Raw genomic sequence first — 13,865 nt, forward strand, 5'->3', positions numbered from 1 at the left:
ATATATTATTGGTTATTACAGCCAATTACGACCACATCAATATAATGGCGGATTAACACCGAATGAATCAGAACGATTATATTGGTTAACCTCTAAAACCGTGGCTAGTATTTGTTGACCACTACAAGAAAGGTTGGCACAATTAGCTGGTTGCACCAAGTTCCATTTTGTTCGCCAGTTCGGAAAAACATACGGAATATCGCCTCATGCATATCAAGTTCAAGTGCGCTTGATAAAAGCAAAACAGTTATTAAAAGCTGGCTCCTCGGTTGTAGATACCGCCATTGACTGCGGGTTTCACGATCAAAGCCACTTTTCTCGTCATTTTAAACGTGCGTTAGGCACGACGCCGAAACAGTTCCAGCAAGCAATTTTATACAATCATTGATGAGCCATCATTTCGTAAACTAACCCTATCGTTAATCAGAGGTTAGTTTATGGATATACCAACATCACCCCAACATATATCTCCCCAAAAAATCATTTTTAGGGCTACGTTAGATATATTCCCCTTATGTGCCGCTGTCACCCCTTGGGGGATCCTATGCGGTTCTTTGGCTATTCAAATAGGTCTTACCGCTTTACAAGCACAATTATTATCATTGATGGTATTTGCAGGAGCTGCACAATTAGCTGCGACTTCTCTCCTTGGTACAGGCGTAAGTTATTCCCCGATTTTCTCATCCACATTTGTTATTAGTTCTCGGCATCTTCTTTATTCAGCTGTTTTCCAAAAGTACATCAAGGATCTATCACTTCCCCGTCGACTTTGCTTTGCTTTTTTTCTAACCGATGAAATGTTTGCTTTAACTAGTGCCTATATAGAAAAACATAAATCTTTTAATTATTTATACGCTATAAGTACTGGAATTGTTTTTTATCTTATGTGGAACATAGCCACTTTTGCGGGGATTGTTGTGGGTAACAACATCACAAACTTCGACGCTTTGGGTTTAGAGTTCGCCATCGCAGCAACTTTTATTGCTATCGTTATTCCCTCTATAAAAAATTCACCAATCCTAATGTCAGTACTAACAAGTGGTATAACAGTATTAGTTTTAGAGTTATTTGAGTTCTCATTTTCTTTAATCGCATCAACTGTAATGGGTATGTTGGCTGGTTATTTCACACAACTTAAAGGATTAAAAAATGAGTCTTAATATAGAATTAATAATTGTATTGATGGCTGCTATCACTTTTAGCTGTCGTTATATTTTCTTTATGAAGTGTTTCCCCGTTCTTTTAAACCACACAACGAAAAAAATCTTGGAATTTACAGCACCTTCCGTACTAACAGCCATGTGGGTGCCAATAGTGTTTCTGGGGCATAAGACAACAGAAAATAGTTTACTGACAAGTCCATTTTTATACGCAGGATTAATCACTCTACTGGCTGCTTACAAATTAGAAAGTACACTAAATATTGTGGTCGTTGGGATGAGTACTTTTGTTGTTATAAGTTGGCTTATATAAATGAATGATTAAAATAAACAAAAAAGAGAGCTAACGCGTATGTTGCTCTCTTTTTTATATCATGAAGCGCTTATTGCTTAAGTTAAATTAAATTAATGATACTGGTTGTACTGAATCATCATCATTGACTAAATTTTTAAGCCACTTACGACCATAAATACGATAAGTTGTCAGTCCAACTTTAACGACTTCTTCTGCCAATATAGCAACAAGCACCCAGTGTAATGGCCAGCCTAAAACAATACCCGTGAGTATGGCTAAAGGAATACCTATTGCCCATTGGCCAAATAAATCAATAAAAATGCTGTATTTAATGTCGCCACCGCTACGTAATACCCCACCAATACCCACCATATTGAACACTTTTAGGAACATACCTAACGCCATCACTAAGGTAACATTCAGCGACATTTCAAGGTTCGGTGCTTGAGCCTTTGCCAACCACTCTCCAACAAGCCCACTCGATAGCCAAATAGACACACCTAACACAAAAGCAATAGACACACTCAAAGCTAGAAAGAACCACGACTGATGAAACGCTCGTTGATAATTTTCAGCGCCTAATTCGTGTCCCAAAATCGTTGAGGCAGCAACAGCAAAACCAATAAAGGCTGAAATTAATACCGCTTCTATCGGCGATAATAAGCTAATGATGGCAAGTTCTGTCACACCTAATTTGGCAAAAATAACACTATAAACCAGTATTCCCATCGCCCATGCCCCGTCATGAACAATCATAGGCCAGGCGACATTAAAATAACGTTTCCTTGCTTTGGCATTACTTGCTGGCTCTATATCTTCCTGTGTAGGTAATACTTTTTTATAGGTTTTATAAGTAATAAACAGCAAAATAGCTGTTTGTGCACCACGCGAAATCGTTGTCCCCAGCGCGGCACCAGCAACCCCCATTTCAGGAAAACCATATAATCCAAAAATTAATAGCGCATTAAGTACGCCATTAATAATGACAGCCACCAGCCCAACATACGTAGGCATTTTAGCTTCGCCTACTGCACGTAAAGCAGATTCAAGCGGTACGACAATGGCTGTAAAAATAATGCTCCAGCCGCAGACATATAAATAATCTCGTGCATAGTGAATAAAGTCGGCTTGATCATTAACCAAAGAAACAATTTGCTCTGGAAAAACACGGTATGCAACAGCAAAAGGCAATGTTAAAAAGATTGCACATACCCAAGATTGCAATAACGTACGTCTCACCCCTTCCATTTTCCCTGCGCCAAAATATTGAGCCGCGAGAACACCAACAGCTCCACTGACGCCAACAACAAGCAATAAATTAAAGAAAAATATGCGGTTACCAATACCAACAGCGGCAACTTGTGACTCACCGAGTTTAGAGACCATGATGACATCGACTAAACCAAGTAATGAAAACAACATAGATTGCATTGATACTGGCAACGCTAGACGCCATGTTTTTTGCCAAAAAGTTTTATCTGCTGAGTATCGCCAGTGTTGCATGACCGCCACCTAATTAATGTTATCTTACTGTGAAGCTGATCATACCTATGTTTACTCAAACACGTTTATTCTAAGCAATCAAAAAGCTTTGCTAGACTATCATTTTTTAATTTCGGAGCTCTGAATGGGGTATATTGATACTTTTACTATTTCGCCAAAATGCCAATCTATTATTATTGATCAAGTACAATCGATTGAACTTGAAAAGCAAAAAATTCTTCAATGTGGCATCAATTATGGCAAAGAGGCATTCAGTATTTATCGAAGAAACCCAGACATGTATATGCTGCTATACACAACGGGTGGAAAAGGGTTATTGAAAACACCAGACAGTGAATGGGCATTAGAAACCGGCAGTGTTATTTATGTACCGCCCAGTTATGAGAATGGCTTTGTCATCCACCCAGATGATAATCCTGATCTTATTTGGGATGTCGCATGGGTCATGCTTGAAAAACATAAGCGTTGGGATGAGAGCTTACCTCATGATATTACCTATCAAGATTCACAATCAGGCTCATTACTATTTAAGACTATCATTTGCTTAAGCGAATCTTTAAGTTTCAACTATCCATTGGGCGATGCGCTATGTAAAAGTATTACCGAACAGATTTGTTTATTAGTGAATACCCAAACCGCCTCTCACTCTCCTAAAGCACTTACCCGTTTAGAACATGTTTACCAGCAAACGAAAAGTCAGTTACATCACCCATGGCAAGTCTCCGATCTGGCCGCCTTATATCCATGCTCTGAGCCGCATTTTCATCGATTATGTCAACAGTATTACCAACAATCTCCCATTGCCTATTTAACTCAAATTCGAATGGAACATGCTGCTGGGCTACTGACTACCACCAATTGGCCAATTCAACATATTAGTGATTTATGCGGTTATCCAAACCCAACCAATTTTAGTACCCGATTTAAAAATTGGAGTAGTTTTACCCCTCGACAATTTCGAACGCAGTTTCAGCCTCAGCTTTAAAACCCCTATTCCTTTGTCGTGATTAAATAATTTTTCTCTCGAAGGCGATATCAGTTAAGCTAGTAAATAAATAAAGTGATAATAAAGCTTGTTAGATAATATACTTTTAACGATGAAAGGATCACCAGATGCAAAACTGCTTTACATATAGTTATCAACTTGATGCGAGTAATGGCGCTTCGCCTCTCTCACTTGATCAAATAAATAACTGGAGCAGTAATGATGGGCTAATGTGGGTGCATTTAAACTATACCGATGAAGAAGCACTAGCATGGATAAAAAATAGTCATTTGCCAGATGTAGAAAAAGAAGCCCTTACGACTCAGCGTATTCGCCCTCGATTAAATCAAACGAAAGAAGGTTTTTTCCTATCATTACGAGGAATAGATTTAGATTCTGATAATCAGTCTGATCCTCCATCAGAAATGGTCTCTATTCGAGGTTACTATACACACAACACCATTGTTACCACCTCAGATCGTCCTGTCAGAGCACTTGATCGTGTCGCGGCACATATAAATGGCGGCTTTGGGCCCAAAACCATTGGTGCATTCATTCTCTGTCTTTGCGATCACCTTACGAGCCATAAAATAGAAGTAATTGATTCCCTCGATGACAAGTTAACCCAGCTTGAAGATCAGGTGATGAATAATAGTGATGACGACCTCCGTAATAATATTGCACAATTAAGACGAGAGACCGTTTATCTTCGTCGCTATGTCACTCCACAACGTGATGCCATCGCTAAATTACTCACTATTGATACTCCACTGCTCTCGCTATCAGACAAACAAAAAATACATGAAGTAAATGAAAAGCTGCTCCATGTAATCGATGACTTAAACGCCATTCGTGAACGTGCTAATGTGACACAAGAAGAATTAATGAGCTTACAATCTGAAGCATTAAACCAACGTTTATATTTTCTGTCTTTAATTACCACTATCTTTTTACCACTCGGTTTTTTAACCGGTTTACTGGGTGTTAATTTAGGAGGTATTCCTGGCTCACAAAATCATTGGGCATTTTATATATTCTGTAGCCTGTTATTCGGTGTATTAATACTTCAACTTATCCTTTTTTATCGTAGAAAATGGATATAAAAAACTAAAATAGATAAATTGGTTACATATGTGTAATCCAATATTTTTATTTTTAATGTTGATTTATTATAGGTATTATTAATATTATTAACTTAAACTGAAAAAATAATAAGGACAATAATGTTCAAATCGCTACGTACACTATTTCGACAACTGACGAATGATCCTAATAGTAATAAAGCCGTTGATACTCCAACGCTTCATTTAGCTATGGCTTCTTTATTATGTGAAGTAGCTATTGCCGACCATGAGAAGGATCCAAGAGAAGAGCAAGCTAAAATTCAGCTTCTAATGAAATTACTTGAAGTTGATGAAATCACATCAAAACAACTACTTGATAAAGCTCAACTACAAGCAGAGGCGTCTGTTTCTCTTTATGATTTTACTAATAAATTACGTTCACTTGAGCAACCAGAACGCTATCAATTAGTTGAAGCAATGTGGCAAGTTGCCTACGCTGATGGTGTGATAGACCCACAAGAAGAGGCTGTCATTCGCCAAGTTTCTGATTTAATATATTTAGATCATTCTGCATTTATAAAAGCCAAAATCAGCGCTAAAAATACTGCAAGCTAACCTATTTAAGAGCTATAACTATAGCTCTTTTTTTATTACCCCTTTCTTGATAGTTTTAATATCAAGACCTATCCTATGTATAGAGTGCAAAGTTAAACATATACTAATTTTTATGCACCTTTATATATTTTACTAGACAATTAAAGCAATCATTTAATAGGCAAATTTTAATAACACTATTATGTTATTAACATAGCGGCATTGATGGATAATATAACCATTTATGCTTTTTATTTAGAAAGAAAGACAGGTTTGAATATATAGACACTCCTGCCTAATTTATATTTTTATATTGATACTTATTTTAATAACTTCGCTATATGCAACGTACAATGGAAAAGTTTAAAAAATACTTTCCATTTATAATCATATAGATAGAAACACTGAAATTACTGCCTTATTAAATATTTGTTGGCTTGAAACTTGTACATTTTTTCAATGATGAACAAAACAATGCATGTCCATAAGTATTTTTAACTGAGTGAGGCAAGATATGAAGTGTTTGAAACACTCCCTGCTAGTTAGTTCGCTGGCTTTGTTCGCAAGTCCAGCTTACAGCATCATTCCCCACCCTTTTACAGATGATGGGGGGTGTCCACAAGAAGCCATCTTATTCCAAGGCGATCCAAGTGTCGTTCACAAACTTGATTTGTCGACAGGCTTCTATCAAAACTCTGATCCAATGACAGCGACTATCACTGCATCTGGTTATAACGAATCCGATGACTATGTTTACGGTCATGATAAAACTTCACAGACAGTAGTTAGAATTAATCAACTTTATCAACATGAAAGTTTAGCTGTAACAGGCTTACCAGCGACAACTTACATTACAGGTGATGTGATTAACAACAAATTGTACTTGTACAAAAATGGGGCTGGATTATATGAAATTGATTTAGTCACTTTAGCAGCGACAAATATCATGGCCTCATCGACGGCAACGCTTGGTTTGACTGACATGGCTTTCCACCCAGGTGGGCGTCTGTTTGCTGTGAATAATAGTAACCAACATTTATATGAAATTGTTGACCTCAACACAGGCAACGCAACTTTCAATGATCTCGGTGATATAGGCTTACCATCTGGTACTTATGGAGCTCAATATTTTGATTCAGCTGGCTTTCTCTATCTAAGCACCAACGGAAACGGACATGTTTATCAAATTGATTTGACTGATTTATCCTCTATCAGCCCAACAGCAGTGTTCTACTCTAACGGTCCTTCTACTAATATAAACGATGGTGCACGATGTGTTAGTGCAGCTATTACCTCGGAAAATACAGACTTTGGTGATGCACCGGACACCTATAAAACCTTACTCACTAGTAATGGTGCTCGACACTATAATGTATCAAGTGTTAATTACTTCTTTGGCCCTACTGTAGATACAGAGCCAGATGCCATTCTTTCCCCTAACTCTGATGATGCCGATAACATTGCGGATGAAGACGGTATCTCATTCCCTGCGAACTTTAAGCAAGGATCTGATGGTTTAGTCAATGTAACTATCGGTGGTTCTGCTTCAGGTTTCGTAAATGCATGGTTTGACTGGAATAATAATGGTGTGTTTGACGAAGCAACTGAGCATGCTGTTACTGATGAGGTGCTTATCGGTGGTGATGGTACAACACCTGCCAGCCATGTTCTTAAAGTGAGAGTTCCTGATGATGCTGCGACTGGTCAGATATGGGCTCGTTTCCGTATTTCACGAGATTCGGGAGTTCTCTCATACGGCGGTGCTTCCTATGGTGAAGTAGAGGATCATCAAGTTACTGTCGATTCACAAACTGTTACTCACAATTGGTACCCTTCAGCAGGTTCATGGGTAACACTGGCATTTGAGGATGATTGGCCGCAAGAAGGTGACTTTGACTTCAACGATATAGTAATGTATTACCGTGTAGACAAAGTGACTAATTCGTCTGGCGACATTCTTCGCTATGATATCTACGGAAACCTACGTTCTTACGGTGCAGACTTTGCTAATGGCTTCGCTGTTAAGCTTGATGGTATTGCAGCCACAGCAGTCGATTCAGACAGAACCAAACTTGTCATTAATGGCGCTACTCAACATGCGACACAAGTTCTAGAGTCTGGTACAACAGATGCTGTCGCTATTGCTACGAATAATCTTAAAACGGAAATTCCAGGTCCTACTTGTTCTGGTCCATTAGGGACTTATTATCGAGTATGGGCAGGTTGTACGGATGACGCTGCAGATTTATTCGAATTTGAAATGAGTATTCCGTTCTCGTCACCTATTGCAGCCTCTAGTGCCCCTAGCATGCCACTAAATCCATTCTTATTCGGTACCCCTGGTATTGATCATGGTGACGGTACTCGTGCAACCGACGGTCGTGCAATCGAAATTCATTTGAAAAATGCTGATGTAACAAGTAAGGCAAGTACTGCTTACTTTGCTACAGAACAAGATGCATCGGTTTATGTTGATGCAGATTGCCCTGGACCTAGCTGTAACACTTACCAAACTTCAAACGGTATACCTTGGGCTATTTTAGTTGATGGCACTTGGGATCACCCAAGTGAAGGTATTAATGTACTAACCGCATATCCAGATCTACAAGCATTTTCAACATCAGGTGGTGCAACTAATACAGATTGGTACCTTCGTGCTAACGCTGATGTAACTCAGCTCTTTGAATAATGGTAGGGAGTATTTAACGATGAAAAATTTATATGTGACTCTTTTTACTGCTGCTCTACTATTTGGTTGTGGTGGCGGTGGTGGTGATGATGGCGGCTCAACAAGTGCTGCATCACCAGAAGCATCACCAGAAGCATCTCCAGCAGCACCTGAAGTAAGCGATTCTGTTAGTGGTGCAGCACCAGTAACTGTTTCGAAGTTTGAGGATCTTGTTATTCCAGATAATTATGATTTGATTACTACCTATGATATGCCAATTAAGATAGACCTAAACACTTCTGAACCAATGAGTTTGAGTGTTTACTGTGATTATAATGTTGCTGACGATGGAACACTGACTCCAATTGCAAGTAGTCGCATTATTTCAGGTCAAATCGAAAATGGTGATTTTAATGGCGTTATTGCTGCAACGAGTTCAGTAAAATCTCTACTTATTGAGGCTTGGTATCAAGATACGACTAAAGCACCATTCCAAACTGTAGTTAATGCAGATGTTAACGGAGTTACCATCTCTAATTAATTCAAATAAGGCCAACTTTTACAACGGAGGAAAGTTGGCCATTTTTTTCAAAATGAACGTAAGAAAAACAGCTTTATTATTATTCCTATTTATATTTCTCGCTTGTAAAGGTGATAATGACCAACAAGCTACCACATCGTCATCTGAAAATACTTCAAATCTAATTGAAAGTTCATCAATTCAAGATGAAGTCGTAAATGATATTTATCTTGAAGGCGTCGTAACCGATAATTTTCTCCCTCAAAACACCTCACCATTAAACGATGACGAGATTTTTGAATCTATCGATAATAGTCAAGAAAATGAGATGAATTCGCAAGAAATAGTAAATAATCAAAACACTGAAACATCAACAAATAGTTCAGAAGAAATCCATTCTGTAAATAATATCGTTACATTCAGTACCCATTTTAAACAAGGTTCTGATGCTCTCATTGAAATTCAAACTCAAAAAGATATTAACTTTTTTCTTAATGCTTGGTTTGACTGGAATAACAATGGAATTTATGAAAATAATAATGAATATGTCTTAGTGAATGAACAATTAATATATGAAAAAGATAAGCCTTTTCATAAATTAAAAATTAGAGTACCAGAAAAATCATCTACAGGTCAGATATGGACAAAATTTCAATTATCTGAGCTTCAAAATAACAGCACTATAGATAAAAACACCCCCTCTATAACGGACATAGAAGAAGAGCATAACGTTACTATTGAAGCTCAAAACTTAATACATAATGTTTATCCATCTGAAAATAAATGGGTTACTTTAGCCTTTGAAGATAGTTGGCCATTTATTGGTGATTTCGACTTTAATGATGTCGCTTTACTTTACCGTGTAGACAAAATCACTAATAATCAAGGTGATATTGTACGCTATGATATTTACGGCAGCCTTAAAGCTTATGGCGCTAACTTAGCCAATGGCTTTGCAGTAAAACTTGACGGCATTCCTTCAGAAAAAGTAGATGGCTTGTTAACAAAACTTGTTGTTAATAATACAACCTTACATAATGTCCAAACGTTAGAACAAGGAACCATTGATGCGGTTATTATTATCAGCAATAACCTTAAAGATGAGATAGAACAGCCTACCTGTACAGGAGAACTTGGTGCTTTTTATCGAGTCTGGAAAGGATGTTTTGATGACGCTCCTAACCAATATATTTTCATTGCCAGCATTCCATTTATCACGCCTATTCCCCCTTCTGATGTTCCAAAAATGCCACTTAATCCATTTATTTTCGGTACTCCTGATATAAATCATGGCTCAAATATAAGAGGTATAAACGGTAGAGAAATTGAAATTCATTTAAAAAATCATGATGTCTCATCAAAAGCAAATATATCTTATTTTTCAACGCAAGATGACACATCTATTTTTATTAAAAATAGATGTCCAGGTATTGGTTGCGATACCTATCACAATTCAAGTGGATTACCTTGGGCAATACTCGTTGAATCGATTTGGAATCATCCTAGTGAAGGTTCCAATATATTACAGGCATATCCAGAGCTTACAAACTTCGCAATTTCGGGAGGCGGTGAAAATACTGACTGGTATATAAGAAGTAACGCTAACTTAGAGAAGATTTATGAATAATTCAATATTTTTTGGCGCCTAACTTGCGTTAATAAATAACTTAACATATCTCTCTATAATTTTTTGATAATTATTTAAGTCTAATAAATGAAATTATTAATTCTATTAGTTGTAACTTTTCTTTTTGGTTGTAGAAGTGACACTTCTCCTGAAGCTGAGGAAAATATTAGTTACAATGAAGCTTCAGATTTGAGTGTTCAACAAAATATCGATGAACCCAGTGCCCCTCAGAATAATTCATCTATAGACACACAAGTAATTGATAATAGTCCCCCCCAAGATATTCTAAATGACTCTTCAACAACTGGGACAACTGAGCAAAGTAATCATCAATTGTTAACTCCTTCTTTACCTGATGAAATAAAAGTTGAAAGTGAGCAGCACAGCGAAGAAGCGCCTTCATCGCAAAATGATAGCGGTAATAGTTCAGAGCCTATCTTATTAGGAGAGAATATTTCAGATTTAGAACCAGCAGAACCAGCAGAACCAGCAGAACCAGCAGAACCAGCATCAAATAATGAAAATGATGAAAATGATGTAACAGCAAGTGACTTTAGCGAACTTTTCTTTCCTAATGATTTCAATTTAAACAGATCTTATGATATGACAATAAAACTCGATTTCAATACGGTAAAAACGTTAAGAATTAGCATTTACCAAGACTTTAATGTTATGACGAGTGGATCAGTATTGCCAATCTCATCGAGTCTGCTTACTTCCGGTACAATTGTGAATGGTGATTTTAATGGCACAATCCGTGTTACTCATTCTATGGAATTTATACTCATTCAACTTTACGACAGTAATGCCAACCAGCTCTTCTATCAGGCAGTAAAAGAAACATCACCAAGCGGCATTACTATTGTTGAATAGCCATGTATATAAACCAATGTATATAGATACTATGAGTCACCCTCTATTACTTAATATCAATTGTTCGACTGGCTTTTTTATATTGCACTCGCCACCCTTGCCATCGTGGTAATTCCCATCGTTTTGGATCTGGTTTACGGTTGCCAGACTGATAATTTGCCACAACAAGTTTACGATGAATATCATATTCTATAGCCATCACAAGATCAGTGAGTTTAACTTCACGCGGGTAACGCTCATCAAACTCCTGTCGTTCCCATTCAGGGATCCCCTCAAAGGTGAAGTCTGAAGGTTCAAAGAGTTCAAGATCATCAATATGTTCAATCCCTAAATCTTCAATTTGTTGCGATAGCCATTCAATGGCATCAACCGGCTCAGGTGCACGTTTAACAAAATCTGCATTATATAAACCCAATGCGAGATATAAATTCCACTGCGAGATATCTGAGATAATTCGAGGTGCAAGATCTGGCATTACTTCACTTGCAAGTAGCATATCGACAATAGCAGAGCGTGCTGATTGCCCTTCAGGTTCAATCCATTGAGTATCAATAACCCGTCCAGCATAGATCCGCTGGACAGCCGTTTTAAAACTGCCATCCTGTTGTTCAACGGTATCACCTTGAACCAACTCACCTAACTCAGCATTATTTATTTGTGACAAGGTAACGGGAGAGCTACATGTTGCCAAAATGCGGTTTTGTTTAACCCCTCTTCCTGGTAAGGCAAATTGATCAAATACGATCACTGCTTGAGATAATGGTTCATCTATCGGCGGGTTATCAATTAATGAATCTTTCGCACTACTGACTTCAATAATACCGTTACTCATTGCCTGCTGACGTTTTTCTCGACGAAGAAAAACCAATTCAGGTACCGCCTTAATTACAGTATCTTGCCATAACTCTCGTTTAAATCGGCTAGCAACAGACAGCTCTGGAAGTTCAAGTAACTCTCGCATTTGAACTGACAACAAACGCGCTTCTGCTAGCATATTGTCATCTACCACAAGCCATTCTGGACACTCATCCATACGCACCATTTTTATTAATGCCGTCGCATCACAAAATACGTTACCCAGCCATCGATACAATTGTTCAATATTTTCTTCTGATCGCGGAGGCTGCCATAACCGTTGCGGAATAGACAATGCAGCAGCAAGATCGACCATTGCTTCTTTATTTGCTCGGGTATCCATCGCTGTTATTAAGTGGGCAAATAAAGTATCGATAGGTAGTTGATATAAACAACGGCCATAATCAGTAATAACTTCATTTTCAGTCATAGCTCCCATCGACAACAAAGCCTGCTGCGCTGCAACAAAGGTTTTTTCAGGTAGAGGATCAATAAACGAAAGTTGGCTGAGTTTTGCGTTACAACATAAAGCAGCCAAATAGGCTTCTACCAATTCTTCGCGTTGCAACTCTGGCGGTGTTAATAACTCTAGCGCTGCGGCTTTACCATACAAGCGAATACAAACACCATCTGTTACGCGCCCTGCACGCCCTTTCCGCTGCTCTGAGCTTGCTTTGGAAATAGCGTGTAATGATAATACTGTTCGACCGTTTCGCTGGTGGGTACGACGTTCTAAACCAGAATCAATGATCAACGTAACCCCTGGGATAGTTACCGAGGTTTCAGCCACATTTGTCGCAACAATAATGCGTTGCTTATCACTTTGTGTTAGAGCCCGCTTTCTTTCATCATCGGTAACGGAAGCGTGTAATGGAATAATATCCATTAATCCTGCTTGTATTTGCTCACTAAACCGTTGCGTTAGTGCATTTTGCGTTAACGCTATCTCTTTTCTTCCGGGTAAAAAGATCAAAATGTCTTGGTGGCTATCAATATGCGTTTGAACCAAGCTAGTTATCCGCTTATCGATATTCATCACATCGGGCATATCTCGACTATCAGAGGCATGATGCAACACATTCACCGCAAAATTACGCCCTTTAGCTTGTAAGTGCTGTGCGGATAAATAGTTAACTAATCGTTGGCTATCAATCGTTGCAGAAGTAATAACTAAAAGATGAGATTGTTGCTGTTTGAGTAACGCAAGTAGAAGATCAGTATCCCAACGTCTTTCATGAAATTCATCAATAATAATTGTTGAGAACTGAGCTAAATTACCTTCACTTAACCAACGTAATGCAACACCGGGGGTAGCATAAATAATATCCGTATTTTCATCAAAGTGATGCTCAAAACGGATCGCATAACCAACGGATAACTGATCTGGGTTTGCGTCTTCTGTTAATAAATATTCAGCTAGCGATGTACAAGCAACCCGTCGAGGCTCAACCACCAGCACTTTTCCATAAATAGCAGCCCATAGTGGTAGACGGGTTGATTTACCCGACCCCGTTTCTGCTTCAACAACAATATGTTCATCACGTAACAAGGCTTTAAATTGTTGCTCAATGCTATCTATAGGTAAGTTGTTCTGCATATCTAATATATCTTTAATGAATTCAACGCTATTTTCGCAATTATTACCTACATTGTCAGTGAGAATCATAATATTCATTAAACTTGCTATTCGTATCAACCTAATTGTTTATTCCATCATCACT

Annotated in this window: 11 protein-coding genes and 1 pseudogene; 10 read left to right on the top strand and 2 right to left on the bottom strand. The window is 38.1% G+C overall.

Annotated features, from left to right (window positions below; all coding sequences use genetic code 11):
• Positions 1-127: 127 nt before the first annotated feature.
• The 3 genes and pseudogenes from C9J38_RS18905 to C9J38_RS18915 form a co-directional block, all read left to right on the top strand.
• Positions 128-388: pseudogene (locus C9J38_RS18905) on the top strand (helix-turn-helix transcriptional regulator); the annotation flags it as partial.
• Between the two features lie 49 nt (positions 389-437).
• On the top strand, positions 438-1,160 hold the full coding sequence (locus tag C9J38_RS18910) for an AzlC family ABC transporter permease (RefSeq protein ID WP_107208446.1): 723 nt from the start codon (positions 438-440) through the stop codon (positions 1,158-1,160).
• A complete protein-coding gene (locus tag C9J38_RS18915; protein WP_107208447.1) occupies positions 1,150-1,473 on the top strand; it encodes an AzlD domain-containing protein in 324 nt (107 codons plus the stop codon). The genes C9J38_RS18910 and C9J38_RS18915 overlap by 11 nt, the downstream gene beginning before the upstream one ends.
• Positions 1,474-1,560: 87 nt before the next feature.
• Here C9J38_RS18915 and C9J38_RS18920 read toward each other — a convergent pair whose 3' ends face one another.
• Positions 1,561-2,958, bottom strand: coding sequence for an MATE family efflux transporter (locus C9J38_RS18920; RefSeq protein WP_107208448.1), 1,398 nt, complete (start codon positions 2,956-2,958; stop codon positions 1,561-1,563).
• A gap of 124 nt (positions 2,959-3,082) precedes the next feature.
• Here C9J38_RS18920 and C9J38_RS18925 point away from each other — a divergent pair, with 124 nt between their 5' ends.
• The 7 genes from C9J38_RS18925 (at position 3,083) to C9J38_RS18955 (ending at position 11,289) form a co-directional block, all read left to right on the top strand.
• Positions 3,083-3,943, top strand: a complete 861-nt coding sequence (locus C9J38_RS18925) for an AraC family transcriptional regulator (RefSeq protein ID WP_107208449.1) — start codon at positions 3,083-3,085, stop codon at positions 3,941-3,943.
• A 128-nt stretch (positions 3,944-4,071) separates the two neighbouring features.
• Positions 4,072-5,046 carry a zinc transporter ZntB gene (locus C9J38_RS18930; protein ID WP_107208450.1) on the top strand — a complete coding sequence of 325 codons (975 nt, stop codon included), beginning with the start codon at positions 4,072-4,074 and terminating at the stop codon, positions 5,044-5,046.
• Between the two features lie 120 nt (positions 5,047-5,166).
• Entirely contained in the window at positions 5,167-5,622 is a 456-nt protein-coding gene (locus C9J38_RS18935) for a TerB family tellurite resistance protein (RefSeq protein WP_107208451.1), read from the top strand.
• 493 nt (positions 5,623-6,115) lie between these two features.
• On the top strand, positions 6,116-8,290 hold the full coding sequence (locus tag C9J38_RS18940; protein ID WP_107208452.1) for an LruC domain-containing protein: 2,175 nt from the start codon (positions 6,116-6,118) through the stop codon (positions 8,288-8,290).
• 19 nt (positions 8,291-8,309) lie between these two features.
• Positions 8,310-8,810 carry a hypothetical protein gene (locus C9J38_RS18945; protein ID WP_107208453.1) on the top strand — a complete coding sequence of 167 codons (501 nt, stop codon included), beginning with the start codon at positions 8,310-8,312 and terminating at the stop codon, positions 8,808-8,810.
• A 34-nt stretch (positions 8,811-8,844) separates the two neighbouring features.
• Positions 8,845-10,416 carry an LruC domain-containing protein gene (locus tag C9J38_RS18950; RefSeq protein WP_158259526.1) on the top strand — a complete coding sequence of 524 codons (1,572 nt, stop codon included), beginning with the start codon at positions 8,845-8,847 and terminating at the stop codon, positions 10,414-10,416.
• Between the two features lie 87 nt (positions 10,417-10,503).
• Positions 10,504-11,289, top strand: coding sequence for a hypothetical protein (locus tag C9J38_RS18955; RefSeq protein ID WP_107208455.1), 786 nt, complete (start codon positions 10,504-10,506; stop codon positions 11,287-11,289).
• Positions 11,290-11,335: 46 nt separating this feature from the next.
• On the opposite strand, the gene C9J38_RS18960 is transcribed toward C9J38_RS18955, so the two are convergent.
• Entirely contained in the window at positions 11,336-13,819 is a 2,484-nt protein-coding gene (locus C9J38_RS18960; RefSeq protein WP_107208456.1) for a helicase-related protein, read from the bottom strand.
• Between the last annotated feature and the right edge of the window lie 46 nt (positions 13,820-13,865).

Source organism: Photobacterium sp. GB-210, from assembly GCF_003026075.1.
Taxonomy (GTDB): domain Bacteria; phylum Pseudomonadota; class Gammaproteobacteria; order Enterobacterales; family Vibrionaceae; genus Photobacterium.